We start from the raw sequence: 25,292 nt of genomic DNA on the forward strand, positions 1-25,292 counted from the left end.
CCGATCTGTTGCCGATCGCTACTGTCGTCCGACCGTTCGGCTTTCCCCTTTTTGTGGCGCCGGGGACACCTGATCAGGTTCATCACCGTGCGCACACCAAGCCTAATCACGAGAACCCTGTGGGCGGCAGGCCCGTCCCGGCGCCGGCAAGCGTCCGATAGGTCACGTCTCTTCGCCGTACCGGAAGATGATCAGTACGGAATCCACTCGAATCATCCCAAGGAGGGACTAGTCCACTCGGCGCGGCGATCCCAGCAACCCCGTCTCGGCGTCGGTCGCCTGCAGCGTCACGGCCTGCCGCGCCTCACGGGTACACCACAGGGTGACCCAATCCTGAAGGGTTGACAGCGCCGCGACATCGGGGCGGGGGAGGGCCATGATCCTGCCGATCTCCTCCGCCTCGTCGGGCGAGACGCGCTGGATCCCGACCAGCCCCGCGTGCTCCAGGAGCCGGGGCGCGACCGGGCTCAGATACGGCAGCAGGGTCAGCACCGACTGCCACGGCAGGGCGGAGACCCGGCCGCGCGGCGGGCGCATGCCACAGTCCCGAATGACCAGCACCGGGCTGCCCACCGAGGGACCCTGGGGCGGGACCCGACCCACGTCGAAAATGGTCATGCACTGCTGTCCGCCGCCCGCGACCTGCACCAGATTGGCCCACAGATGCGGCCGTCCGGTCTCGATGGCGACCCGGGCGCCGGTGGCCGCCGCCCGGAAGGCCAGCACCTGAGCGGTCCACAGCCCGCCGACGAGCACCACGTCGAACGGCTCGGGCCGGTTGAAGCCGAGCACGGCGGGCTGGTTGTGGCCGTCCACGCCGATGATGACGCCGTCGTCGCCGACCGGCAGGGCGAGCGCGTCGAGCTGGTCCGCGGTGAGCGACTGGCGTCCGCGACGGGGCCCGATGAGCCCGAAGCCGGGGCGCGTCCTGCGCGGTGCGCCCGGCGCGGCGGGGGCGTCGGGGCTCGGGGCGGACGGAGTGGAAGTGGCCATGGCCATCAGCGAGTACCTCCCAGCGGAAGCGTGGCGAGCACGCCGGGCAACTGCTCGCGATCGAGACGTACGAGTCCGACCCGCACGCCGCGCGCGGCGCGCTCCAGCGCCTTGCGCGCGGTGACCAGATCGGTGTCATTGCGGCCGGTGACGCGGATGTGTCCGTTGATCGTGGAGGTGTTCCGGCCGCCCTCGCCCTGGGTGAGCGTCAGGCTGAAGGTGCTCGCCAGGGCGGGCATGGAGGTCAGCAGCGCCACCAGCTGGGGCAGCGGCGTGGCTCCCGTGCCCACCTGCGGCCACCGGCCCACCCAGTAGGTGGTGTGCCAGCGGTCGTCGCAGCGCCAGGCGCGCGAGGTCTCCGCGGTCCGGCGCGCCGGAGTGCTCGTGCGCCCCGCCTGGGTCGCCGCGTTCGGGTTGACGCACGCCGAGGTGGCGATGGCCGTGGCCAGTTCGCCCTCGGCCAGCGGCCTGGCCGTGAAACCCGCCCCGGTGAGCCGGCTGGCGAGCTGGTCGACCGAGCGCAGCAGACAGCGCTGAGCCCCCTCCAGGCCGCCGCCACGGGCCCGTATGGCCTCCGGGCACAGCTCGGGATGGAGCTTGAGCGCCACCCAGGTCAGCCGGACGGCGGGCGCCCCGGCGTGCTCCTGGAGCGGGGCGTAACTGCGCGCCGCTGCCGCCTGCTCGGGCAGATGCGGCGCGGGCGCGGGCTGCGCGTGCTGGACGACCTGGACGGACTCCAGCCGGATGCCGTCCACCTCCAGCGCGTCGTGCAACAGCGCGAGCGGAAGCGGCCGCTTGTCCCGCATCGGCCGCAACGGGGCGTCGTGCGACTGGACCTGGAGGACCGCCGTGAGGAACGTGCCGTCGCCGACCATGCCGATCTCGCGCCGGTCCCGGGAGAGGTAGGCGTACGTCCGCAGCGCGGGATCGCATTCGATGGCGGGGGCGAGCGAGGGGTCGATGCCGGCCGGCACGGGCTCCTTGGCGAGCCGCTGGCGGGCCCGCAGCGCGCTGATGGAGACGAGCCAGTCGGTGAACGGCTGCTGCCGGCGGCGCAACACCGCGAGCAGCACGAGCACCAGAGCGACCACCCCGGCGGGCACGAGCAGCAGCGAATCGACGGTCCAGGCGACGACGAGGATCGCGGCGGCGACCTCCACCAGCACGAGTTGGTGCAGCCGTACGGGGCCGAAGCTCCCAGTGCGTGAGGGCTGGCGCGGTGCGGCGGTGCGCGCGTGGGTGGCAGAGCTCATCAGGGAGGCCGCCCCTTGTCCTGGTCTCGTCCTGGTCGATTGTGTGATTACGGTATCGGAAAGGCCGCGTGAGGGTGGCGCGGGTATCAGCTGGGCCGAGTGGGTGAGTAATCTCCCCTGTGGCGACCAAGCGCCGGCACGTGCGCAAGAACAACACGGGGAGAAGCGGGCTAAGACATGGCATCGCGGCGGGATGAGCTCAGCGCCTACACCTTTGCGAAGAAACGAATGGTTGCCTCGTTTGTGCAGCCATCGCCCACCGTCATGGACGACGGCGCCCCGCGCCCGCTGCGCGCCATTCTTCCCGGCGTCATCGTGGGGGCGCTGATACTGGCGGGATTCGGGGCCTGGGGGATGATCAAGCCGACGGCCCCGAAGGGCTGGGACGACACCGCGGCCCACATCATCGTCGGCAACGAATCCACGTCGCGTTACGTCATTCTGTCGACGGGCGGAAAGAAGCAGCTGCACCCCGTCCTCAACCTGGCCTCCGCGAAACTCGTCCTCGAATCCGGCAAGTCCGGCATCGTTCGGGTGAAGGACTCGCAGCTCGACAACGGCGACATACCGCGCGGCCCGACCATCGGAATTCCGTACGCACCGGACCGCATGCCGGCGTCCGATGAGGCCGTCAAGCAGAAGCGCTGGGTGGTCTGCGAGCAGCCCGGCGGCGGGAAGGACAAGGCCACACAGAAGGCCGTCTTCGTCTTCGCCGACCGGGAGGCGTCGAAGGTCCAGGGCGCGCAGCGGCTGCGCGGCAGCCAGGTGATGTACGTCGAGGGCAGCAAGGGCCGTTACCTGGTGGACCCGTCCGGCACGAAGTACCTCCTGGGCGGCCCCCAGGGCGAGAAGAGCATGTCCGCGCGCCAGTACGACCTGCTGCTGCGGACCCTCTTCGAGCAGTCCGCCGAACCGCAGAAGGTGACGGACGACTGGCTGGACACGCTGAAGGACGGCGCGCCGGTGGAGTTCCCCACCGTGCCGGGACAGCCGGGCGCGTCGGCCGGGGTCGACTCCCTGCCCGACGAGGCCGACCGCGTGGGCATGGTGCTGCAGGCCCCGACGGGCGGCGGTACCCAGCACTACGTCGTGCTGCGGGGCAAGGTGCAGCCGGTCTCCGGCTTCGTCGCCAAGCTGCTGCTCAGCAGCGAGCAGCTGTCCGGCCTCAACCAGCTCGGCAAGCCGATGAAGGTCAACGCGCAGGACTTCGTCTCCGACTCCGAGACCTTCGAGGGCAGCACCGCCTGGCCCGCCGAGGCCCCGCGCCAGGTCAACTCCGTGGCGGGCACGTCCGGCACCGCGGCCAGGGACACCGTCTGCAACGTCCTCACCAAGGTCGGCGGCAACGGCACGCCCACCCTGGAGACCTGGGCGGGCACGGACTATCCCGCGCCCGTCGTCGACGGCGGCACCAGCGCGTACGTCACCCCCGGCACCGGCCTGTTCTACCGGCAGTACCAGGGGCGGGCCACGAACACCGGCCAGACCTTCCTCGTCACCGACACCGGTCTGCGCTACCAGGTGCAGTCCAACAGCGACAGCAGCGCGGGCAAGTCCAAGATCGGCGGCTCCGCCGACCAGCAGAAGGCCGCGACCGACGGACAGGCGTCGGCCAACGAGGCGCAGACCCGGCTGGGCTACGGCGATGTGAAGCCGGTGCCGGTGCCGCAGAACTGGTCGCAGTTCCTTCCGATCGGGCCACGGCTCGACCTCAACAGCGCCCGACAGCCGCAGGGTTCGTGACGATGGGAAACCGACACCTGAGGCGGGTGGCCGCGCTCTCGGCCGCGACCGTACTGGCGTGCCTCACCGGCGCGACGGGCGTGACGGAGCCCGTCGCCGCCGCGGCCACCGCCCTCGACGGCAACGGCCAGTGCACGTTTCCGATGAAGGAGCAGATCAAGGGAACGCCCTGGTCGCTGCAGCGGCTGGTGCTGGACCGCATGTGGGAGGAGACCAAGGGCAAGGAGAAGGACGGCACACCGGTCAAGGTCGCCGTCATCGACACCGGCGTGGACAACACCAACGTCCAGCTGAAGACCGCGGTCGACGCGTCGAGCGGCGCGAACTACCTGCCCGTGCCGAAGGACGTCACCGGCGCCGACCGCAAGCGGGCGCAGAGTCCCACGTACGACGAGGTCGGGCACGGCACCAAGGTCGCGGGCATCATCGCGGCCCGGCCCCGCGCGGGCACCGGTTTCGTCGGCCTGGCCCCGGACGCGAAGATCATCCCCCTCAAGCAGAACAACGCCGAGGGCAAGGGCACCCCGCAGATGATGGCGCGAGCCATCCGGAAGGCGGTGGACGAGGGTGCGCGCGTCATCAACATCTCCCAGGACACCAAGGGCGCCCGCTCGCAGAGCGACCTGGAACTGGCGATCGCCGAGGCGGTCAGGAGGGACGTGGTCGTGGTCGCCTCCGCCGGGAACGACGGCGCGGACGGCAAGTCGAAGCGCACCTACCCGGCCTCCTACCGGGGGGTCCTCGCCGTCGCCGCGTCCGACCGCAACAACGAACGCGCGTACTTCTCGCAGAGCGGCGACTTCGTCGGGGTCGCGGCGCCGGGCGTGGAAATGGTCTCCACCGTGCCCAAGGGCGGCCAGTGCGTCGACAACGGCACCAGCTTCGCCGCCCCGTACGTGGCCGGTGTCGCGGCCCTCATCCGCGCCAAGCACCCGGACTGGACGCGGCAGGAGGTCGTCGCCCAGATCGAGCAGACGGCCGAGCGCGGGGTCAACGGCCGGGACCGCTACATCGGCTGGGGCGTCATCGACCCGGTCAAGGCCCTCACCGACGACGAGCAGAAGATCGAACGGCCCACCGTCGACAACGGCTCGGCCGAGAACGTCCCGAAACCCGAGCCGGGCAAGCTCGTCCTGGGCGAGACCCCCCACGAGCGCAGCGTGCGCCTGGCCACCTACGCCCTGGGCGCGGGCGCGGTTGTGGTGGCCATCACGGCGGGCGGCGCGATCGTCCTCCGCGACTGGCGCCGCCGACGGGGTGCGTGAGTTTCGCGTTCCGTCTCACTCGTCCCATCCGTGTAACAACCCGGAGGCTGCTGGTCATGGACACGGGGGCGATGACTAGAGTGGTGTCTTGACAACTTCGGTCCGATGTTCGGGGTGGTCGTCGAGAGGGCGCCCCGCGGCATCCGATTCATGGGGGAAGGTGTGCCATGGCGGAAAAGCTCCGCGTAGAAGGCCATGATTTCAAGACCCTGGAAAGCGCCATCGACTGGATGGAGGGTCAGCTGACCGAGCGGATCGGCAAGCTCAACGGTGTGATCGACCACATCGAAGGGCACTGGAAGGGCATCGCGGCCGGCGCGTACAACAACCTCCAGACGGAGGTCAACAACGACGTCCGCCGGGTCAACCAGTTGCTGAGCTTCACCCGCGAGCTGGTGAAGGCGAGCCGGGACGGCTTCGACCAGGAAGAAATGGATCAGCTCAAGAACATCAACAGCGTTGGTGGCGGCGGTGCCGGTGGCCAGAGCGGCATCCTGGGCTCCTTCCACGCTTCTTGATCCTTCTTGACCCGTCCGCTTCGCACCAGGGAGTTAGAGCTCGATGGAAATCACGTACGAAGTTGTCGTTGAAGCCTCGACCACGGTCAAGAGCGAGGCCGACAAGCTCAAGACCGACCTCGACACCATCATGAGGCAGTGCAAGACCGTCTCCGAGTCGTGGACCGGTGAGGCGCAGCGGGCGTTCAACGAGCGCCAGCACGAGTGGAACACGCGCGTCAACCACCTGCACACGACGCTTCTCACCATCTCGAAGAAGCTGCTGGAGGCGACGGAGGGCTACAAGGCCAATGACCACCGTCAGGGCCAGCGCTTCGCGCAGGGATAAGAGACGCAGCGCACAACCCGCGGTCGTGTCGTGGGTGCGGGACATGACGGCCGCGGCCGCGTGTCCCGCACCCACGACTGCCGCATGTCGGTACCCGGAGGAGGTGTTTCATGGCTGAGTCGGCACCAGACGGGGGGAGCTCTGCTAAGTCTCCTTCGTCGCCGAAACTCGACGCGCCCAGCGAGTCCCTGCAGGAGTTCAAGAAGCGCGTCGACAGACTTCTGACAGAACTGGACAAGTCAACCGCCGCACACGGGACGCTGAGCGAACAAAAGGTCGCCCCCACTGCCTACGGCTCGATCGAGGAGGCGAAGGCGCTGGCCAAGGCGTACGACAAGGCGCACAGCCACCTGCAACTGCTCTCCCGCACCCTGGGCGAGCAACTGGAGGCGATGGGGATCACGGTAGGCGCCGCCGATGGCGACTACCAGGAGATGGACCAGGAGCACGCGCGCCGTCTGAAGGCGATCCAGGCGCGCACCCACAAGTACTACGAGAAGTACCAAGAAGAGCACGGCCACAAGGGCGGCAAGAAGCCCGACGACGGTGCCGAGACCGGCGACGGTAAGAAGGCAGAACGCGGCGGCATATGATCGAGAACGGGGGATCAGGGCATGAGTGAGCCGAATATGTGCTATCGCAGCACGGCTTTCGATGGAATGTCCTACGATCAGATGCTCCTCTTGGTCGCCGGTACGGATGAAAAAGAGGTCATCCGTAAGGGCGAAGCGCTGAAGAGCGCGAAGGGCGAGCTCGACAAGATCGGCGATGAGCTCAAGAGGCGTGTGGGCCGGGTTACCTGGGACGGCGAGGGCGGTGACGCCTTCCGTGAGTGGGGCGACGACTTCGCCAAGCAGACGCTGAAGCTGGCGCAATACATCGGTGACGTCGGCAACGCCATGTACGAGGCGGGCAACGCGCTGAGCGAGGTCAAGAAGGCGATGCCGAAGCGCCCGGATGGCACGGGCGTGTGCTACGCGGACGCGGACAAGGAGAAGGAACGCCTCAAGACTCTGAAGGAGCTGGAGCCCGAAACCCGCGACCAGCTGCTGAGGCTTGCGGGCAGCTACGGGACGCAGGCGGGGGCCATCGAACTCTCCGGGAAGGACGCGCCGGTCTTCAAGCCGCTGCCGGCTGCGGCTCTTCCTTCATCGTCGGGGTACGAGACCTGGCAGGAGTCGTACGGTTCCTCCGGCGGTTCCGAGGGGACCGCCGCCTCGGCGGCGAGTGGGGTGCCCAGAGTCCAGCACGCCGCCCAGGACTCGACATTCTCCGCCGGGCATGCCACCAACCCGTCCGCTCCGAGTGCTGGTGGCCATGTCACTGTTCCGGACGCGACCCACACCAACATCGACGGTGTGAAGGAACTGCCGCGTACGGATCCGTCACCGACCCCCACCGCGCCTTCACCCACCGGGCAGCAGGGGCCCGGTCGTGACATCACGGGCATGCCGGTCACTCCACCCGTATCCCCTTCCCCGGGGTCGGGTAGGTCCGGTCCTACCGTGAAACCCGTCGGGCGGTCGGGCGGCCCCAGGCTGGGAGGCGGCAAGGGGCTCGAGTCCGTCAACGCCCGCTCCACCACCGATCCCGTGCGTGCGAACAGGGACGTCGTCGGTGGTATGCCTCCCCGTCAGACGCCGACGAGCGGCGACGCCCGGGCGGCCCGCGGCCCGGTCATCGGTGGCGAACAGGGCCGTACCGTCGGCCGCACCGGAGTCCCGACGACCACCGGCCAGGGTGTCGTGGGCGGACGGCCCGTCGCGGGCGCCCCGTCTCGCGCGTCGGCGTCCTCGGCCCGCCGGGGCAGGGTGGCGCGTTCCGCGAGCGAACTCAGGATCAACGGGGAGTTCACGCAGGGAGGAAGCGGTCTCGTCCGGGGCTCCGCCGGAGTGTCCGGTGTGCCGTCGAGGAAGGACCCGCGTCGGTCGAAGAAGCGTGACGGTGGGGAGACTCCCGACTACCTGACCGAGGACGAGGAGACCTGGACCGGGGGAGAGCGTCGGAACGCGCCTCCCGTGATCGAGTAAGACCCGCCCGTACAAGTCTCAGATGACGAGCACAGGACGAATAGGCACCATGAAAGAAACGCTCACTCTGGTCCGGAGCCGGGCATCGGCAGTACTCGCGCTGCTGGCGTCCTTGCTCGTCATCATGGGGCTCGTCGCGCCCTCCGCGCTGGCGGAGAACATGCGGGAACGCCAGTGGTACCTGGACGCCATGCAGGCAGACAGCATGTGGAAGGTCGACTCCGGCAAAGGCATGACCGTCGCCGTTCTCGACAGCGGTGTGGATGCCTCGGAGCCGGAGCTGACAGGAAAGGTCCTCAAAGGCAAGAACTTCCTGAACCCCAAGCAGGATGCCCATACAGATCAGGACGGTCACGGAACGGCGATGGCCACGCTCATCGCCGGCAACGGTGCCAATGATCAGGGCATCAAAGGTCTTGCACCGGACGCGCGCATTCTTCCGCTGACCGTCTTCGGTGACAGCCAGAAGGCCGGGACCAACAGTGCCCCGGCTCTTATCAAGGGGATCCGGTACGCGGCTGACAGCGACGCGCAGATCATCAGCATGTCACTGGGTTTCATCGAAGCCAATCTCGGAGACGGCCAGCGTGAGCAGATCCAGCAGGCGGTGGATTACGCGCTGAAGCGCGGCAAGCTTCTGTTTGCCGCCACCGGAAATGACGGGGATTCGGGAAATTACGTCTCCTACCCCGCGGCCACCGAGGGGGTGGCTGCTGTGGGCGCTGTCGACCAGGGCCTGGCCCATGTGAAGTACTCAAGTTATGGGTCCCATGTGGCCCTGGCCGCCCCGGGGGAGGAAATCCCGATCCCCTGCGCGAAGGGCAAGCCCGGCTATTGCCGTAGCGGGGGGACCAGCCAGGCCACCGCCATCACCTCCGGCGCTGCCGCCCTGATCTGGGCCAAGCACCCCAAGTGGACCGCGAACCAGGTGCTCCGGGTCATGATCGAGACCGCGGGCAAGCCCGCCGACGGCAAGATCCCCAGCCGCTACCTCGGCTACGGCACGATCCGCCCCCGCTACAACGTCCTGGAGAACAAGGGCGACCCGGGCCCGGCCGACGTCAATCCCCTCGTGGCCGCCAAAAAGCCCGATTCCCCCTCCAAGGGCGAGGACAAGGGCACCCCGTCCATCTCCCCCAAGGGCGGCGCCGAGGCCGATAACGCCGCCGAGGGAACCGAAGGCGGCGGTGGCAGTGCGATGCCCTGGATCCTGGGCGCGGCGGGTGCCGTGGTCGTGGTCGGCGGTGGGGCCTTCGTCTTCCTCCGCCGCCGTAACGCCCAGCGATTCTGACTGTCCCTCAAAAAGTTCGCCGTGATGTACTGAATTCTTCGCGGTTTGCCCCGAACTCTTGGCGTGCTAGCGTGCACGACACGTTTGAGCCACGTGCTCTGCAAACGCCTCGTAAACGGTCAGATAGGGGGAAGCGTGACTGACGAGATCTTTCGAGGAATGCGGGAGTTCCAGCAATATGCGGAAAAACTCCAGCAGCTCATGACGGATATGCAGGATCAGGTTCCGCGGCACGCCACGGGCGAGGATGCCCAAGGCGCTGTCAGTGTCACTCTGGGCCCGGACCGGCTGCCCGAGTCGATCAAGGTCGCGTCCGACTGGCAGCGTCGGCAGCCCCCCGAGAACCTCGGCCCGGCCGTCGTCGACGCCTACGGCTCCGCCATGAGCGAGCAGATGGAGGGCTGGTCGCGCAGTCTCGAGCAGACGGGCTGGGAGGAGCGGGCCACGGAACTCGACGGCATGCTCGAAGTCCCCGGCTCGGGGACCGGGCCCGTCACGCCGCCCGCGGAGCCTTCCCGGCAGGATCTGCGCCATGTCCGCCCGCGACCCATGGAGGACGTGGTCGAGGACACCCTCGCCGCGCTCGATGCCCTCGACGGGCTGGACGTGGACTCCTTCCGGGCCCCGGAGGCCACGGGAGAGTCCGCCGCGCGCCGGGTCACCATCGGCCTCAGTTCCCACGCCTTGGTCTCCTGCGACGTGGATCCGCAGTGGGCCGCCCAGCAGTCGTCCATCCGGTTGAGCCAGGCGCTCAACGAGGCGTTGAGCCATGCCCGCGCCAAGCTGGCGGACGTCCAGAGCCCCGGCGCGGCCCGGATCGAGCATCTGAACCCACAGGGCCTCATGAACGAGTTCCTGGCCATGCTCAACGACCCGCAGCAGCTGCGCTGACGCGCGAACCGGCGCGGAAAGGAACTGAGGCCCCATGGGGAAGGACCATCTCAAGGTCGTCACGGACGCCATTCGCTCCGAGGCCGGCATGTGGGACAAGCAGGCCAAGGCCATCGGCGAAGTCGGCACCACGATCAAGGGCATGCGGCCCACTCGGCTTGAGTACGGCATGTACCAGATCTTCGTCGGCGCCTATCAGGACGTCATCGATCACTTTTCGGCTCGTTGTGCCGAGGGGGAGAAGCGGATGACGGACATCGCCGACGCCCTGGTCAAGAACGCGAAGGCGTACGACAACCACGAAGCCGACACCAAGAAGTCTGTGGAAGACGCCTACTAGTCCTGAACGGCGCTCGGGGAACGGGGAGAGCAATGGCATTCAGTCAATCGGCATTCGATGATCTCATCGAAAAGATCAATGAGAAGTTGAAGAAGGCCGGGGAGCTGATTAACGATATCGTCAACGATGCCAACGGCTTCGCGGATAAATGGTACATACCTGCTGCTGTGGCGAAGCCGGTCATCGCCGCGGTGAACAAGCTCGTCGAATTCGTCAACTGGATCCTCGAGAAGATCGGCGAATTCCTCAAGGGCGTCATCGCCCCGGTGATGCTGTTCCTGGACTCCCTCGACTGGCAGGACAAGAAGATCCGCGGCAAGGCGAGCACCGCGTCCTCCACCACGGCGAAGGGAAACCTCCAGGCCCCGAAGGAATGGAAGGGCGAAGGAGCCGACGCCTATACGGGTGCGATCTGGACCCAGTCCTCCGCCGCCGGCCAGGTCAGCAGCGCCGCCGACTCGGTCGCCACCAGTCTCCTCGTCGCCGCCGGAGCGGGACTCGTCTTCTACGGGGCCATCGCCGCCTTCCTGGTGCAGTTCGTCCCTGCCATGGTGGCCTGCTCGGCCGCCGGAGCGACAGGCGTCGGTCTGATCCCCGCCGCGATCGCCGCCATCGGGGAAGGCACCGCCGGGTGGGTGCTTGTCACCACCGCTTCGCTCGCTCTGGTGACCGTGCTCGGCGACCAGGCGAAGACCCTCGCCGAGATGAAGGGTCAGGCCGGCGACAACAGCGCGTTCCCGAACGGCCACTGGCCGATCGGCACCGCCTGACCAGTACCACTTTTGGGGTGAACCTGTGTACGGACCTCGTATCGCCGGAGTGAGCATCGCAGTCCTGGCGTTGCTGTGGCTGATGATGCCCGTCCTCACCGACTGGGCGGTCGCACCGTCCAAGCCGGTGGGCGTGGTGCTCTGCGTGCTGATCGTGGCGTGTCCGGCGATCGGTGAGGTGTTCACGAGACGGCGGCAGCAGCGCAACCGCCGCTGACCACGACCGGACAGCGGTAGGGGCTCGTCGATGATTCGACGAGCCCCTACCGCTGTGCGCTGACGCTGGTTACCGCCGCCTCACTCCTCCGGCAGCCACGCCGTCTGGATCAGCGACGCCCCACCGCGCCGCGAGACGAACACACCCCGCCCCGGCGGCAGCGGACGCGCCTTGACCTGACCGAGCAGTTCGCCCTCACCGGGCGAGCCCGACAGCACGACGCCCTGCGCGCCCAGCTCCTTGAACCGCTGCATGAACGGCTCGTACGAGGAGCGCCCGGCACCGGCCGTCGTCCGCGCGACGATGATGTTGACACCCGCGTCCCGCGCGTACGGAAGGTTGTCCACCAGCTCCGACATCGGGTTCCCGGACGACGTGGCGACCAGGTCGTAGTCGTCCACCACGATGAACGCCCGCGGCCCCGACCACCAGCTGCGGTTGCGCAGCTGCTGCGGGGTGACGTCCGTCCCCGGGATGCGCTGGCTGATGAGGGTGTTCATGTCGGCGATGTACTTCTCGAACGCGTCCTGCGTCGTGCCGTAGCCGACCAGATGGGACTGCGGCGCGACCTCCAGCAGGCTGCGCCGGTAGTCGCCGACGACGATGAGCCCCTCTTCCGGGGTGTAGCGCTCGGTGATCTGCTTGATGAGCAGGCGCAGCAGCGCCGTCTTCCCGGACTCCGTCTCGCCGTAGATGGCGAAGAAGGGGTCGCTGTCGAAGTCGACGAAGACCGGTTCGAGGTTCATCTCGTCGATGCCGATCGCGACGCCCCGCCGCGGCTGTTCGTGGCCGCCCGGGATCTCCCGTACCGACAGCTGACGCGGCAGCATGCGCACCTGCGGGGCGTGCGGGCCCGGCCAGTTGTCGACCGACGCCTTGACGAACTCCGAGGTCGCGTCGGCCAGATCGTCGGCGTTGCCGGTGACGCCGTCGATGCGCGGCAGGCTGCTGAGGAAGTGCAGCTTGTCTGGGGTGAGACCGCGCCCGGGGTTGCCCACCGGCACGTTCGCGGCGATCTTACGGTTCAGCTCGGAGTCCATCGGGTCACCGAGCCGCAGCTCCAGCCGGGCGAGCAACTGGTCCTTGAGCGCCGCTCGCATCTCCATGTAGCGGGTGACGGTGACGACCAGGTGCACCCCGAGCCCGAGGCCACGGGTGGCGATGTCGGCGACGACCGGCTCGAGCATCTCGTAGTCCGTCTTGAAGGACTGCCAGCCGTCGATGACCAGGAAGACGTCACCCCAGGCCTCGCCCGGCAGCTGTCCGGCCGCGCGCATCTGCCGGTAGGTGCCGATCGAGTCGATGCTGTTGTCCCGGAAGAACTCCTCACGCCGGTTCAGCACACCGGTCACCTCGGCGATCGTGCGGCGGATCTTCTCCGGGTCCAGCCGGGACGCGACCCCGCCGACGTGCGGCAGCCCCTGCACCGCGACCATGCCGCCGCCGCCGAAGTCCAGACCGTAGAGCTGCACCTCGTACGGGGTGTGGGTGAGCGCGAAGGCGCCCATCAGGGTGCGCACCAGCGTCGACTTGCCGGAGCGCGGACCGCCGACGATCAGCATGTGGCCCTGCGCGCCCGAGAAGTCGTGGTAAAGGATCTCCCGGCGCTGCTCGATCGGCTTGTCGACCATGCCGAGCGGCACGCACAGGCCGCCGCTGCGGGCGTAGCCGCTCGCGTGCAGCCCGCGCTCGGTGGAGACCGCCAGCTGCGGCATCAGCTGGTCCAGCGGCGACGCCTCGGTCAGCGGCGGCAGCCACACCTGGTGCGCCGCCGGACCGCGTCCCTCGAGCCCGCGCACGATGACATCCAGCACCGTGTCCGCGAGGGCGTCGTCGGTGCGGTTGCTCTCCGGGGTGTACGAGTAGTCCGGGTCCGGCTCGGCGAACCGGACCGGCACCGGGGAGGCCGTGAACAGTACCGGCCGGCGGTCGGTCGGCAGCGGCCCGCTGCCCGCGATGGTCGTCGTCGTGGACCGGTAGGCCCCGGACACGTACGCCGCCTTGAAGCGGACCATCTCGTCGGTGCCGAACTTGAGGTAGCCGGAGCCGGGCACGGACGGCAGGTGGTACGCGTCCGGCACGCCCAGGGCCGTACGGGACTCCGCCGCGGAGAACGTCCGCAGACCGACGCGGTACGACAGATACGTGTCCAGACCGCGCAGCCGCCCCTCCTCCAGGCGCTGCGAGGCCAGCAGCAGGTGCACACCGAGCGAGCGGCCGATGCGGCCGATCTGGATGAACATGTCGATGAAGTCGGGCTTGGCCGTCAGCAGTTCGCTGAACTCGTCGATGACCAGCACGAGGGAGGCCAGCGGCTCCAGCGGACTGCCCGCGGCGCGCGCCTTCTCGTAGTCGTGCATGTTGGCGTAGTTGCCCGCCGAGCGCAGCAGCTCCTGGCGGCGCTGCAGCTCACCGCTGATCGAGTCGCGCATGCGGTCGACCAGGGTCAGATCGTCCGCGAGGTTGGTGATGACCGCCGCGACATGCGGCAGTTCCGCCATACCGGAGAAGGTCGCGCCGCCCTTGAAGTCGGCGAGCACGAAGTTCAGCGTCTCGGACGAATGCGTGACCGCCAGGCCCAGCACCAGGGTCCGCAGCAGCTCCGACTTGCCGGAACCGGTGGCGCCCACGCACAGCCCGTGCGGGCCCATGCCCTCCTGCGCCGCCTCCTTGAGGTCGAGCATCACCGGAGCGCCGCTCTCGCCGACCCCGATCGGCACCCGCAGCCGCTCCGCCGTCGAACGGGGCCGCCACGTGTTCGCGGGGTCCACGGACGCCGCGTCCCCGAGACCGAGCAGATCGGTGAACTCCAGATTGGTCAGCAGCGGTTCGTCGTCCCCACCGCCGCTGGACATCCTGAGTGGGGACAGCTGGCGGCTCAGCGCCTCGGCCGCGGGCAGCGGCAGCGCGTCCGGCACGCCCTCGTACACCGCCGACGCCGATTCCACCTGCAGCAGCCCCGGCCGTACGATCAGCGACAGGCCGCCGCGCAGCTCGTCCAGCTCGCCCCGGATGACCTCCAGCACCGTCACGCCCTGCAGGCCCTCCTGAGCGGCGAGCATCGAGTCGGGCGGCACGAAGCCGCCGTCCAGGATGACCACCACATGCGGCTGGTCCAGCAGCGGCTGCCCGTCCCGGTTGAACCGCGAGCGGCCCTGCAGGTGGCCCTTCAGCAGCTCCTCGACCTCGGCCAGGTTGTCGCCGAACAGCCGCTTGGTGCCGGCTCCGTCCACCGTCCCCGGCACCTGGGTGTGCGGCAGCCACTTGACCCAGTCCCACTCGTCGGTGGTGCCCGGCGCGGCCACCACCGCGATCACCAGCTCCTCCGGCGAGTGCAGCGCCACCAGGCTCGCCACCAGCGCCCGGGCGGTGCCCAGCGTCGTCTCGGGCTCCCCGGAGACCGTCATGTGGTAGAAGGCGCGCAGGCTGACCGCCATCGGCATGCCCTCCAGCGTCCCGTGGGACGCCAGGAACTGCTGCATGGCACCCGCCGACAGCGGTTCCAGCTCCTCCACCGGAGCCGTTTCCGGCGCCACCAGCGGCGTCCACAGCTCCTGCGGGCCGAGCCCGATCCGCACCTGGACGAAGTCGTCGTCGGTGATGCGCCGCTCCCACAGCCGGCTGCCCTCGGCCACCAGCGACCACAACTGCTCGGGGGAGGGATGCAGATAGAACTGCGCGTCCCGCTGCTTGCGCGCGGTGCGCTGCACCTGGCGTCGCGTCTTGGAGAGGTACTTGAGGTAGTCGCGGCGGCCCTCCACGGCCTCGCCCTGCGCCCCCTTGCGGTACCGGATCAGCTGTGCGATCGCCATCGCGACCGTCGACAGCAGCATCATCACGCCCATGATCTTCATGAACGGTGCCGAATTCGGCATGAAGAAGAAGACCACCGACGAGCCCATGCCCAGCATCGGCAGCAATTGCATCGCCATGCCCTCCTGTTCGCCGCGAGGCAATTCAGGAGGGGATTCGAGCCGGAGCTCATCCGCGGACATCTCGGGCGGAGTCACCCGAGGCGGGCGTTTCACGATGATGTGGCTCATCGGCCTATCTATCCCCCGGTGCGGGCTGAACGATTGACGACCGGTCGAGGCCGGCACCCACGCTGGGGAGTGTCTCGCCGATCATGCTGGGCTCCCGACGCCGCTGTGACATCAGCCGCTGCCGCGGCGGGCGGCACCTCGCGGCCCCGCGCTCGTCGCGCGCAGCGCCGCTGCGCACTCCTCACGCGAGTTGCGATGCACCGCACCAGATGCCGCTCGCTGATCCGGCCTGTTCGACAAGACACCCCCTGGGGCGCGTCATGGCGGCGCCTGCCCGGCAATGTGCTGATCCTACGTGTAGGGACGGCAAACGGCGCCGGGTAGGGTGACGTTCCGCACGCGCAGTCGCAATCGCGTCCGAATCGCGTCCGAACGCGTCCGCGAAAGAAGCGGAGACACGGGGAATGAGAGGGTTCCGCAGGTGAGTTCGACCACAGCGACCGGTTTCTGCCGAGTGACGGTCGTCGCACCCGACAGCCGCATAGATGTCGCTCTGCCTGACGACATTGCCCTTGCCGACCTGTATCCGGAAATACTCCGACTGACCGGCCAGACGCAGCCCGCCGGCGCACCGGTCGGCTATCACTTCGTCCGCCGCGACGGCACCGTCCTGGACGGCGCCCGCTCCCTCGCCGCCCAGCGCGTACTCGACGGCGACGTGCTGTCCATGCGCCCCTTCGCCCAGTCCCTCCCGCCCGTCGTACGCGACGACGTCTCCGACGCCATCGCCTCGGCGATCTCCGGCGACCGCACCCTGTGGAACGCCGACTACCTGCGCATCAGCGGCCTCTTCGGCGGGGCGCTGCTGCTGATCTTCATGGGCTTCGTGCTCTGGTTCGCCGACCCGGTGCGGCACGACATGCACAGCCTGCCCGGCATCATCGCCGGCGCCGTCGGCCTGCTGCTCGCCGTCTTCGCGGGCGTACGGGCCCGGGTGTACGACGACCGGGGCTCCGCCATCGCCCTCGGCCTCGCCGCCCTTCCCCACGTCATGATCGGCGGATCCGGGGTGCTCGCCCTCGACCGCGGCGAGGGCATCGGGCGGCTGCAATTCCTGCTCGGCTGCGTCGCCGTACTCGTCGTATCGGTCGCCCTGGTCGCCGCCATGCCGTCCGGTGACGCACCCTTCGTCGCCGCCGTCGTCCTCTCGGCCTTCGGCACGGTGGCCACCTTCTGCCAGATCCTCGCCGACATCGACGCCTCGGGCACCGCGGCCGTCTGCGCGGCCCTCGCCATCGCCACCATCGCCTTCCTGCCCGGCCTGTCCGCACGCGCCGCCCGGCTGCCCATCGGCTACGTCGCCCCCCGCGACTCCTCGCGCAACGACTTCGGCGGCGGCGCCAACGACGCGGACAGCGCCACGGCCGCCCCCGCCCCGATCGACAGCGAGCGCATCGCGACCCAGGTGCGGCGGGGCCACGAACTGCTGCTCGGCCTCGTCGGCGGCTGCGCGGCGGTCGTCGTCGGCTCCGCCGCGGTGCTCGGCTTCTCCGACAACGCCTGGGCCCAGGTCCTCGCCCTCGCCGCCGGCGTCGCCATGCTGCTGCGCGCCCGCCTCTTCCGCTACACCTGGCAGGTCGCCTGCGTCCTGGTGTCCGGCATCGTGTCGCTCGCCCTGCTCGTCCTCGGCCTCGCCCTCAACCCGCCCGCGAGCGCGGTGATCGACCTGCTCAGCGGCGACAGCGGCCCGCTCGACATCCGCACCGTCTGGCTGACCGCCTCCGTCGCCTTCGGCTCCCTGCTGCTCATCGCCATCGCGCTGATCGTGCCGAAGAAGAGCGTGACGCCTTTCTGGGGACGCTTCGGCGACCTGGTCGAGGGCGCCATGCTGCTGGCGATCACGCCGCTCGCCCTGGCCGTTCTGGACGTCTACGCCACGGCGCGGGGCCTGGTCAGCAAGTAACGCCCCCGGGAGCACGCCCCGGCTCGCCTCGCCGGGCATGGGGAGCGGTCGCGGGACGGCAGCGTCGTCCCGCGCATCCCCAGCCGCCCCGACGACAGCCCCCGGCCCGTCCGGCCCCTGGCCCACCCCGAACGCGTCCCCCTGCCCGGCGAGCCGGACCACATGGCGGGCCCGCGGCAGGGGCAAGGCCGTGCCGGAGTGACGCAACGCCGGCCGCGAGAACGAGACAGTGGGGCACTCGAGCCGCTTCGCCCCGTGGCTGCACATAGCGGGCGGACTTCCTCCACCGAGGACGGCCACAGGGATGCTTGAACAGGGCCATAACGATCGGGGGCAACGGCGTCCCACATGCCGCCCTATGCCCGGAAATCGCCGGACGCGTGCTCACCCCAACGTAGTGGGGAGCTGCACGCTCCGCGACTACAGTGGCCCCGATCGCCGTATACGCCGTAGGGGGGCTGACGATGAGCGAGGGGCGGCAGGCGTCCGCATACGACGCGAGCGCGAGCCGGGACCGCAGCGGAGGCGACGGAAGCGGCGGACGCTCGGACCTCAAGGTCGAGGCCGAGACGCTGGCGAGCTTCAAGAGCAGGATCGACAAGATCCTGCTGGACCTCGAAGACTCCCCGGCGGCCCGCGGCAAGATCAGCGACCAGACGCTCGCGCATGCCGCCTTCGGCGCGGAGTTCACCGCGGCTGCCGACCTGGCCGGCGCCTACGAGAAGCTGCACGCCCGCCTGGAGAGGTTCTCCAGGACCCTGGGCGACCAGCTCGAAGCCCTGGGCATCGCCGTCCAGATCTCGGACCGCGGCTACGACAGCATCGACGCCGAACAGGCCGCCCGCCTCCGCGCCATCCAGAAGCGCACCGCCGAGTACTACGGCCCGAACGCGGACGACCGCCCCGCCGCGGGCCACCACAAGGACACACCGAAGACCGGCAGGGGCAAGTCCGGCACAGCCGACTCGGACTTCAGCTAGGGGGAAACACATGCCGAACGGAGAGTTCGACGGACTGTCGGTGGACAACTTACGGGCGATGCTGGCCAGCGCCGACGCCGACAAACTGACCGCCGCCGGCACGGCCCTGGGCGATGCGGGCCCCAAGATCCTCGACATCGGCTCCGACCTGCGCCACCACGTCTCCCGCGTCGAATGGACCGGTGAGGGCGGCGACGCCTTCCGCGAATGGGCCCACGACTTCGCCCTCGAAGTCATGCGCTTCGGCCTGTTCACCACCACCGTCGGCAAACACGTCGCCCAGGCGGGCCAGACTCTCTCCGAAACCAAGTCCGCCCTGCCCGCCTCCAGGGACCCCCGAGCGGCCCACGAGGACGCGGCCGCCCAGCAGGCCGCCAGCGCCGAGGCCGAAGAGGCCCGCCACCAACTGGAGCGCCTCTCCTCGGCCTACCGTGCGGCGCAGCAGACGATGGAGGCGGAGCGGGAGCCGGAGTTCAAGGTGCTGCCTCTTATGGTGGGCGATCCGGAGCTTGACGAGCGGAGGTACGACTCAGGATCAGTGGCACAACATACGCCTGGCGCAGGATCAGGCGTGAGCCGCTTGCCACAGGTGCAAGAAGGCGTGCCAATCGCGGCATGGAACGCGGTTAAGGAGGCGGATCACCGCGAGGCGACAGGCACCCACATCGACTCGACAACCACGCTCCCCAAGCATGAGACAAGGGCGCCGACCGACGGTCCGACACCACCTGTAGACCCACCTCGTCAGCCGAGCCACAGCCCGATGTCCCCTCTACCGGCTGGACCTGACGGCCCAAGGAACCGTCGAACCGCAATGCCTGAGGCAGGGAGGCGCATGTCGCGCCTCCCGACGAACGAACGAGCGGCGGGCATGGGAAGCGAGACCCCGCGTCGCCCGCTCGCCCCGCGTGGGCCTGCGGACCGTGACGTCGTGGGGGGCCAGCAGCGTCGCCCCAGTGCTTCACCTCGCCTCCCACGCGGGATGGTCGCGGGGGAAGAGAACATGCCCATGTCTCGTAGCCCCATGGGCGGCGGTGGGAACCCCACAGCGAGGGCAACCGGTGGGCCGAGGGCAGAAGGCATGCCCGCCGGGCGACGGTTGGCCTCAGACCCTGGAGGACAGGTCAACAGCCCACGCACGCCGAATCCTGGTACAGCGGGTACACGTCAGCGTGCCGTGGCCATTGGTAACGAGAACGGGGACATCATGCGAGGGTCGGTGCCTCGCACTGTTGTTCCTGGCGCATCAGGCGCCGTAGACACTCCGTCGAGTAGGCCTGGCAGGGGACGCAGAACCGCGTCCGAGTCAGGGGGCACCATCGCGGAATCTCGCTCGTCTTCCAGGAGAGCCACCTTCACCCGTGGGGGTACCGGACTTGTCAGCTCCGATCAGGCCGTGGGGCAAACTGCCCCACGGCCGGGGACTTCTGGTACTCCTCGCCGCCGTCCTAGTAGCGGACCAGGGCGGGCAGCCGAAGATCAGGAAGCCTGGGCTCTGGGGCGTCGGGATACGCTGCCTCCTGTCATTGAATAGCCGCACTTGAGGTCTCAGGAGATTTCGCAAGGATGTCACTCTTGTCCGGTGGGAACACGAGGCGATCGATGCGTGGCCTGGCACTGCTCGCTGCCTTTGCTGCGTGTATGGGGAGCCTGGTTTCCCCGGCAACTGCTCAGGACATCCGTTCACGTCAGTGGTACCTCGACGCAATGAAATCTGACGAAATTTGGCAGACTAGTACAGGCAAGGGTGTCACGGTTGCGGTGCTGGACACCGGCGTCAACGACTCGATACCTGAACTGCGTGGTCAAGTCATGCAAGGGAAAGATTTTTCTCACAAGTCAAAGGCGGTGAATATTGACACGAATGGCCATGGCACAGAAATGGCTGCTCTGATTTCTGGAACGGGACGCTCGGGTGGTGTCCAAGGGCTAGCGCCTGGCGCGAAGGTGCTTCCCGTCAAGACTGGCACAGGGAAGCCTGGTATTGGCGATTCCACTCCAATCTATGTCAAAGCGATGCGCTATGCCATAAAGCGTGGGGCTCGCATCATTAATTTCTCGCAGAGTATTCGCAACCCATTGGATGAGGATGCGCTAAAGCGACTCCAGGACGCTCTGCGTGAAGTTAATGTAAACGGCGTCCTCATGTTTGCCGCGTCAGGCAATGATGGTAAGTCCGATAATTTTGCAGGCTATCCGTCAAATCTACCCGGGGCTGTCGGGGTCGGATCCGTCGATCAGAGCGGCACCGTTTCCGAATTTTCGACGCATGGTTCGCAAGTGGCTTTCGCCGCCCCTGGTGAAGATATTCCTGGTCATTGCGCAAGTGAGACCGGCTGGTGCACGGAATCAGGCACCAGCCACGCCACGGCCCTCGCCTCCGCCTCGGCCGCCCTCATCTGGTCCGCGCATCCCAAGTGGACCGCGAACCAGGTCCTGCGCGTGATGATGCAAACGGCAAGCAGGCCCAAGGGCAAGGTCCCGAGCGAGTACATCGGCTACGGCATCATCCGCCCCGCCCAAGTCCTGCTCGATGGCAAGGGAGACCCTGGCCCGGCGGATGTCAATCCACTGTTCCCCAAGTACCATCCCGGGAAGACATCTCCCGCGTCACCGTCTTCACCTGCGAAGGGTGACGCCCCGTCGGATGCTGAGAACGGGCAGAGTGAAACCCCTGCGGCTGCCGCAACAGGCGGCGATGACGGCAACGACAGCGTGCTCGTCTATGCCGGGATCGGCGTCGCCGCAGTGCTCGCGCTCGGAGCCGGGGCCTACGCGTTGGCCCGCGGGAAGAGGCGGACGTAGGGCAGGTGACGTGTTGCGTGAAGCGGGGGCAGCCGAGCTATGCGACCCGCCGCATGTCATGTACGGGCATCTCGGGGGCAAACGGCAACCGCCGCCTGAAGGCGTTCGAGGTCGAGGTACCAGAGATTGATTGCGCGGCTGGCGAGAAAGACCTGATGGTCGATGTGGGGCGCTTGTGAGGTCGCCGGGCACGACGGGGCCACCCAGGAACTTGATCCAGAGGCCCTGGAGCGGGACTCGATGGCTCCTCCGATGAAAGACGTCATCGACAACGCCCTCGTGGTCGGCCAACTGATGCGGACGCTCGTCGACAGCGTTTCCCGTTTGCTGGCGCTGGCTGCTTTGGCGGCAAAGTGATGGTGGGTGAAGCCGGGAGCGTGGCTCGGGTGCCCTCTGCCGCCTCAGCGCGTCGCGACGGTAACTGCCTCCGGGGCGGGGTAGGTGATCTTGTTCTGGCATGACAATCGACCTTCCAGGTCGGTGAACCTCTGTGCGGACTTGGTCAGGATGCTGACCTCGGCACGATTGGAGAGGCCCACGTTGTCGATGAGTGTCACCTGGAAGGCGAGCATCTTCTTGTCCTTGGACTTCTTGACCAGGTCGGAGCGTTGGCAGTCAACCAAAAGTTCGGCACGCTTCCCGTCTTTGGCTTTTCCTACTCTGTAGGAGGTTGACTTACCATCCTGCCTCTCGGATGACGGGAAGGTGCTGGGCCCCCAGTTCACTGTGACACTGAACAGCCTTTTCTTGGCTGATTCGTCACGGATCACGCAGGGGCCACCGGCGAACGGCTTGAAGGTGGTCATCTGTTTATTCATGTCCAAGCTGACCATAATCGTCACATCATCCCCGGCGCGGGGTTCGGTGACCCTTCGGATAGCGTGATCGCGTTCAGCTTCGGTGACGACTTTCTTGTCGAAGATGCCTAGGCAGCTTTTCTCGGTGAGAATAGTTAGGTCCGGATTCTTGACCCGGTCTTCGTGTTCACCTTTTGAGTCACCATTGGGTCCACTGCAGGCAGTGACTGCGAGAACGAGTAGGTAAGCGAGTGATGTGGGGGTGTGAAAGATTTTCGTGGCTGGATGCGATTGGTGCATGATTACTCCTTCGGACTTCTTCTATTCTCCACTGTCGGAGAGATTGGCGTTGCTCGCGCCAAGGCCATAGCCACTCTCTATGGCCGAACTAGCTGCGCGCCACCATGTTGAGTTGTCAATTTCTGGGTGGACTGCCACATATGAATCAAACGCGAGTACTGTACGGTCTTGGCTTTTCCTCAGGAATTCCTTCTTTGTGTCGCTCGCTTCTCTCTCGATCTTCGTGTCGTATTCGTCTTGGCGTCGTTCCACTTCTCTGTCGATTTGGATCCCTTGGTGGGTTTCTATTGCTCCTGCTCCGGCTTCGACGAGCGGAGTTGCGAAAGGTGCGTACCTCGCCGCCTCAAGGGGAAGAGTGATGAGGTTTGCGGCGCTGCCGATTCCCTGGCTTACGTCATACTTCTTCCATTCCGCAGCTTCGGAAAGCTTTCTGGCCTGTTCGGCTGAACCCTCCTCGGTTTCCTTGGTTATAGCGTCAGCGCGTGCTTCGTCGAGGATTCCCTGTGTTTTTGCCCCAGCTCCAAAAACGGTTATGAGGGCGTCGTCCGCCTCGGGGTGGGCCTTTACGGTGCTCAGCGTGTACTGCAACTGTGCTGTGGAGAGAATGTTGTGGCTTGCTTCATCTCGTCCCAGTGTGGAAAGGAAGTCCTTTGCTTTTGTGTTTTTGATGAAAATGTCGCCGTCACCAATGCTGCCGAAGGCGGCATCTCGGAGGCCTACGCCAGAATCTTTGTCTCCGAAGTTGGAGATTGTCCAATTGAGATTGTCGATATAACCAGCTCCCATCCTTGCAAGGCTATTGCTGAGGCCTGGTTTATCTTCTACGAGTCCGGAATTCTCGGCTACAGTGACGACGGCTTGGGTCATCACATTGGCGCTTTCCGGAGTCCTGTGTAGGCCCAGGTCGGGTTGGTCGTAAGGGTGGCCCAGGGTAGCTGCCTCCAAGGCGTGCCCCAGTTCGTCGTAGCCATAGCCTCGGTCGTTTGCGGCTAGAGAGTTTCCATTGGGCCACTCCCGGTCCTGCAGAAGATACTTGAGGTCGGGGTCAAGCTTCGTATCCAAGTTCTTGTCGAATCCTTCTCGGTAGAACAGTGCCTGCGCCGCCCCCGGGTTATGCCCCAGGGCCTCCATGTACCCCGCCATGGGGTCCATGCCGTGGTCGCTTCCCTTGCCGAAGCTGAGGTAAGGCGCATATCCATCGGGGCTCCATAGTCCCTTGAGGTCGTCCTTGTGCTTGCGGTCAAACTCGAGCAAGCCGCCGGTGCGGCCGTCTTTATCGTGGCTGCGCGGGTCCTTATAGCCCTTGCCGTAGTCGAGCAGGAAGTTCTTGTCGTACTCCCCGTACCGCAGCAGGCTGCTCATGGCCTGGAATCCGTAGGGGCCCTTACTGAAGGGGCCGCCGGAGTGGGTGTCGTCGAGCCGCTGGGGGCCGAGGTTGATCACATCCCGCTTCCACTGCGCGATCGCCTTGTTGTCGGAGTGGGAAGCTGTGGCCAGGGTGAATCCCAGAGACCTCTGCAGCTTTTCCAGTATCTTGGTTCGTTCGCCGCCCGTCTGGGTTACGTCGGCAGCGTGCTCCCAGAACTGCAGCGTGCCCTTGGCCCCCAGCCGTGTTGCGAACCTCTCTGAGAAGAGGGGATCGCCTTCGTGCTTCGAGAGAATTGAGTTGGCTTTCTCCAGGTCGGCCGTGGAGAGCTCTCCTTTGAGTCTTGCCAGTTCGGTGACGGTCTTGAGGTCTTCGTAAGCCTGCTTGCGCCCCTTTTCGGCCCCCTTGATGCTGTTGAAGCCATCACCGGTGAACCCTTTGCCTCGCCCGTTGAAATCCTGCGTGAGGGCCCACTGGAGGATCTCGTCCGCTGTGGTGGCGTCCGAGAGTACTTGGGTGATCCGGTCGTTGTAGCTGGAGATCGCTTCGGAGTATCTCTTGGCCTGCAGGGTCTCTGCCTGCTCTGAGAGGTCGTCCAGGTTCGTAGGCTTGTATGACACTCGGCCATGTTCGTCGATGGCCAGGTTCTTGTCCGCTTCGATATCGTCCTTGTAGCCCTTGAGCTTCTTTTGGGCATCCTTGAACGTGGTGTGGGCGTCGCTGAGAAGGCCGTGCACATCCTTGGCTTCAAGGGCGGCCTGCTCCATCTGCTTCGCGACCGACTTGAACTTGTCGGCGGCCGCTTCTGCCGCTTTGCCTTCCCAGTCCGAGTTGGTGATGGGGGACGAGACCTGCTTGGTGAAGTTGGTCCGGACCTGGGTGAAGTGGTCCGGCAGGTTGCGCCACTTGTCGACGGCGTCGGAGAGTGGTTGTAGATTCACTTTGAGGAGGTCGTGGTAGGAGACCATCGCCGTTCTCGCGCTCCAGGAATCTTCGGTTGAATGCGGCTTGTCGCTTCGGGGTGCTATCTGGCCACCCGTTTGTTTCCGTCGTGATCCTTGAACTTGTCGGCGGTGTCCTTGTCTCCTACCTGGAACTCTGCCGCGGCGTTCCGTAGGGCTCCCGCGACCCCGTGTTCGAGCAAGCCCTGGACGTAGCGCATCTGGTCCCGCCACCGGTCTTCGAACGCGTCGAAGGCGGTGGCGCAATCGAACCCCTTGAGGCTGTCCTTGACCTGACTGGTTTCCTTTACAGCCTGGTTATCGGCTTTCGCGAAGTTCCTGCGCGCGTCATCAGCCTTGTCAGCCATGTCGCGTAGGACCTTCGGTGTGACCTTGAGCTTCCCCTTGGGCGATGGCGTGCCGCCGGCGTCGAACGAGTTGATCTGCGTGCGGGTCGCTTGGCGTTCCGCTGCTTGCGTGCGAAAGCTCGCCCATTGCTCATCAAACGACACAATCCC

22 protein-coding genes are annotated in these 25,292 nt (G+C 67.0%); 15 read left to right on the forward strand and 7 right to left on the reverse strand.

The window, feature by feature from the left end:
* Positions 1–228: 228 nt before the first annotated feature.
* Positions 229–999: a hypothetical protein gene (locus tag ASC60_RS31235; protein WP_055556854.1), complete on the reverse strand. Its 771-nt coding sequence runs from the start codon at positions 997–999 to the stop codon at positions 229–231.
* Positions 999–2,246 carry a type VII secretion protein EccE gene (gene eccE, locus ASC60_RS31240; RefSeq protein WP_079038740.1) on the reverse strand — a complete coding sequence of 416 codons (1,248 nt, stop codon included), beginning with the start codon at positions 2,244–2,246 and terminating at the stop codon, positions 999–1,001. The genes ASC60_RS31235 and eccE overlap by 1 nt, the downstream gene beginning before the upstream one ends.
* Positions 2,247–2,423: 177 nt before the next feature.
* Between eccE and eccB the strand changes: the two genes are divergently transcribed.
* The 11 genes from eccB to ASC60_RS41840 all read left to right on the forward strand — a co-directional run bounded on the left by eccB (position 2,424) and on the right by ASC60_RS41840 (position 11,639).
* Entirely contained in the window at positions 2,424–3,989 is a 1,566-nt protein-coding gene (gene eccB / locus ASC60_RS31245; RefSeq protein WP_055556856.1) for a type VII secretion protein EccB, read from the forward strand.
* Between the two features lie 2 nt (positions 3,990–3,991).
* Positions 3,992–5,254, forward strand: a complete 1,263-nt coding sequence (gene mycP / locus ASC60_RS31250; RefSeq protein WP_055556857.1) for a type VII secretion-associated serine protease mycosin — start codon at positions 3,992–3,994, stop codon at positions 5,252–5,254.
* Positions 5,255–5,421: 167 nt separating this feature from the next.
* The gene (locus tag ASC60_RS31255; RefSeq protein ID WP_055556859.1) at positions 5,422–5,772 is read left to right on the forward strand and encodes a WXG100 family type VII secretion target; all 351 of its coding nucleotides are present in this window, start codon (positions 5,422–5,424) and stop codon (positions 5,770–5,772) included.
* 43 nt (positions 5,773–5,815) lie between these two features.
* Complete coding sequence (locus ASC60_RS31260; protein WP_055556860.1) at positions 5,816–6,100, forward strand: WXG100 family type VII secretion target; 285 nt, start codon at positions 5,816–5,818, stop codon at positions 6,098–6,100.
* A gap of 110 nt (positions 6,101–6,210) precedes the next feature.
* Positions 6,211–6,693, forward strand: a complete 483-nt coding sequence (locus ASC60_RS31265; protein ID WP_063787238.1) for a hypothetical protein — start codon at positions 6,211–6,213, stop codon at positions 6,691–6,693.
* An 81-nt stretch (positions 6,694–6,774) separates the two neighbouring features.
* The gene (locus ASC60_RS31270; protein WP_159043342.1) at positions 6,775–8,130 is read left to right on the forward strand and encodes a WXG100 family type VII secretion target; all 1,356 of its coding nucleotides are present in this window, start codon (positions 6,775–6,777) and stop codon (positions 8,128–8,130) included.
* Between the two features lie 49 nt (positions 8,131–8,179).
* A complete protein-coding gene (locus ASC60_RS31275) occupies positions 8,180–9,421 on the forward strand; it encodes a S8 family serine peptidase (RefSeq protein WP_055556863.1) in 1,242 nt (413 codons plus the stop codon).
* A gap of 135 nt (positions 9,422–9,556) precedes the next feature.
* Positions 9,557–10,312, forward strand: a complete 756-nt coding sequence (locus ASC60_RS31280) for a hypothetical protein (RefSeq protein WP_159043343.1) — start codon at positions 9,557–9,559, stop codon at positions 10,310–10,312.
* A gap of 34 nt (positions 10,313–10,346) precedes the next feature.
* The gene (locus ASC60_RS31285; RefSeq protein ID WP_055556866.1) at positions 10,347–10,652 is read left to right on the forward strand and encodes a hypothetical protein; all 306 of its coding nucleotides are present in this window, start codon (positions 10,347–10,349) and stop codon (positions 10,650–10,652) included.
* Between the two features lie 32 nt (positions 10,653–10,684).
* Positions 10,685–11,422 carry a hypothetical protein gene (locus ASC60_RS31290; protein ID WP_063787240.1) on the forward strand — a complete coding sequence of 246 codons (738 nt, stop codon included), beginning with the start codon at positions 10,685–10,687 and terminating at the stop codon, positions 11,420–11,422.
* 49 nt (positions 11,423–11,471) lie between these two features.
* A complete protein-coding gene (locus ASC60_RS41840) occupies positions 11,472–11,639 on the forward strand; it encodes a hypothetical protein (RefSeq protein ID WP_159043344.1) in 168 nt (55 codons plus the stop codon).
* 80 nt (positions 11,640–11,719) lie between these two features.
* Here ASC60_RS41840 and eccCa read toward each other — a convergent pair whose 3' ends face one another.
* A complete protein-coding gene (gene eccCa / locus ASC60_RS31295; RefSeq protein ID WP_055556870.1) occupies positions 11,720–15,682 on the reverse strand; it encodes a type VII secretion protein EccCa in 3,963 nt (1,320 codons plus the stop codon).
* Positions 15,683–16,103: 421 nt separating this feature from the next.
* Here eccCa and eccD point away from each other — a divergent pair, with 421 nt between their 5' ends.
* Complete coding sequence (gene eccD / locus ASC60_RS31300) at positions 16,104–17,585, forward strand: type VII secretion integral membrane protein EccD (protein ID WP_055556872.1); 1,482 nt, start codon at positions 16,104–16,106, stop codon at positions 17,583–17,585.
* A 464-nt stretch (positions 17,586–18,049) separates the two neighbouring features.
* Complete coding sequence (locus ASC60_RS31305; RefSeq protein WP_159043345.1) at positions 18,050–18,565, forward strand: hypothetical protein; 516 nt, start codon at positions 18,050–18,052, stop codon at positions 18,563–18,565.
* A 49-nt stretch (positions 18,566–18,614) separates the two neighbouring features.
* Here ASC60_RS31305 and ASC60_RS31310 read toward each other — a convergent pair whose 3' ends face one another.
* Entirely contained in the window at positions 18,615–18,968 is a 354-nt protein-coding gene (locus ASC60_RS31310; RefSeq protein WP_055556876.1) for a hypothetical protein, read from the reverse strand.
* 1,199 nt (positions 18,969–20,167) lie between these two features.
* On the opposite strand from ASC60_RS31310, the gene ASC60_RS40035 reads away from it, so the two are divergent.
* The gene (locus ASC60_RS40035) at positions 20,168–21,370 is read left to right on the forward strand and encodes a S8 family serine peptidase (RefSeq protein WP_234357210.1); all 1,203 of its coding nucleotides are present in this window, start codon (positions 20,168–20,170) and stop codon (positions 21,368–21,370) included.
* A 17-nt stretch (positions 21,371–21,387) separates the two neighbouring features.
* Positions 21,388–21,549 (forward strand): hypothetical protein, encoded by a 162-nt coding sequence (locus ASC60_RS41845; RefSeq protein ID WP_159043347.1) that lies wholly within the window; start codon positions 21,388–21,390, stop codon positions 21,547–21,549.
* Positions 21,550–21,771: 222 nt separating this feature from the next.
* Here the strand turns inward: ASC60_RS41845 and ASC60_RS41850 are convergent, their stop codons facing one another.
* The 3 genes from ASC60_RS41850 to ASC60_RS31335 are packed head-to-tail and all read right to left on the reverse strand — an operon-like array spanning position 21,772 to position 25,286.
* The gene (locus tag ASC60_RS41850; protein WP_159043348.1) at positions 21,772–22,467 is read right to left on the reverse strand and encodes a hypothetical protein; all 696 of its coding nucleotides are present in this window, start codon (positions 22,465–22,467) and stop codon (positions 21,772–21,774) included.
* A 21-nt stretch (positions 22,468–22,488) separates the two neighbouring features.
* Entirely contained in the window at positions 22,489–24,801 is a 2,313-nt protein-coding gene (locus ASC60_RS31330) for a hypothetical protein (RefSeq protein WP_055556883.1), read from the reverse strand.
* A gap of 56 nt (positions 24,802–24,857) precedes the next feature.
* On the reverse strand, positions 24,858–25,286 hold the full coding sequence (locus tag ASC60_RS31335; protein WP_055556885.1) for a type VII secretion target: 429 nt from the start codon (positions 25,284–25,286) through the stop codon (positions 24,858–24,860).
* Between the last annotated feature and the right edge of the window lie 6 nt (positions 25,287–25,292).

Source organism: Streptomyces sp. NBRC 110028 (assembly GCF_001417735.1).
GTDB lineage: Bacteria > Actinomycetota > Actinomycetes > Streptomycetales > Streptomycetaceae > Streptomyces.

Bases quoted from the DNA above. Each gene is read 5' to 3' on its own strand.
- ASC60_RS31275 (WP_055556863.1), top strand. From the start codon at position 8,180: ATGAAAGAAACGCTCACTCTGGTCCGGAGCCGGGCATCGGCAGTACTC.
- ASC60_RS31265 (WP_063787238.1), top strand. From the start codon at position 6,211: ATGGCTGAGTCGGCACCAGACGGGGGGAGCTCTGCTAAGTCTCCTTCG.
- eccB (WP_055556856.1), top strand. From the start codon at position 2,424: ATGGCATCGCGGCGGGATGAGCTCAGCGCCTACACCTTTGCGAAGAAA.
- ASC60_RS31270 (WP_159043342.1), top strand. From the start codon at position 6,775: ATGCTCCTCTTGGTCGCCGGTACGGATGAAAAAGAGGTCATCCGTAAG.
- ASC60_RS31305 (WP_159043345.1), top strand. From the start codon at position 18,050: ATGAGCGAGGGGCGGCAGGCGTCCGCATACGACGCGAGCGCGAGCCGG.
- ASC60_RS40035 (WP_234357210.1), top strand. From the start codon at position 20,168: ATGCGTGGCCTGGCACTGCTCGCTGCCTTTGCTGCGTGTATGGGGAGC.
- eccE (WP_079038740.1), bottom strand. From the start codon at position 2,246: ATGAGCTCTGCCACCCACGCGCGCACCGCCGCACCGCGCCAGCCCTCA.
- ASC60_RS31285 (WP_055556866.1), top strand. From the start codon at position 10,347: ATGGGGAAGGACCATCTCAAGGTCGTCACGGACGCCATTCGCTCCGAG.
- eccCa (WP_055556870.1), bottom strand. From the start codon at position 15,682: ATGAGCCACATCATCGTGAAACGCCCGCCTCGGGTGACTCCGCCCGAG.
- ASC60_RS31290 (WP_063787240.1), top strand. From the start codon at position 10,685: ATGGCATTCAGTCAATCGGCATTCGATGATCTCATCGAAAAGATCAAT.
- ASC60_RS31330 (WP_055556883.1), bottom strand. From the start codon at position 24,801: ATGGTCTCCTACCACGACCTCCTCAAAGTGAATCTACAACCACTCTCC.
- ASC60_RS31235 (WP_055556854.1), bottom strand. From the start codon at position 999: ATGGCCATGGCCACTTCCACTCCGTCCGCCCCGAGCCCCGACGCCCCC.
- ASC60_RS31255 (WP_055556859.1), top strand. From the start codon at position 5,422: ATGGCGGAAAAGCTCCGCGTAGAAGGCCATGATTTCAAGACCCTGGAA.
- mycP (WP_055556857.1), top strand. From the start codon at position 3,992: ATGGGAAACCGACACCTGAGGCGGGTGGCCGCGCTCTCGGCCGCGACC.
- ASC60_RS31260 (WP_055556860.1), top strand. From the start codon at position 5,816: ATGGAAATCACGTACGAAGTTGTCGTTGAAGCCTCGACCACGGTCAAG.
- ASC60_RS41850 (WP_159043348.1), bottom strand. From the start codon at position 22,467: ATGCACCAATCGCATCCAGCCACGAAAATCTTTCACACCCCCACATCA.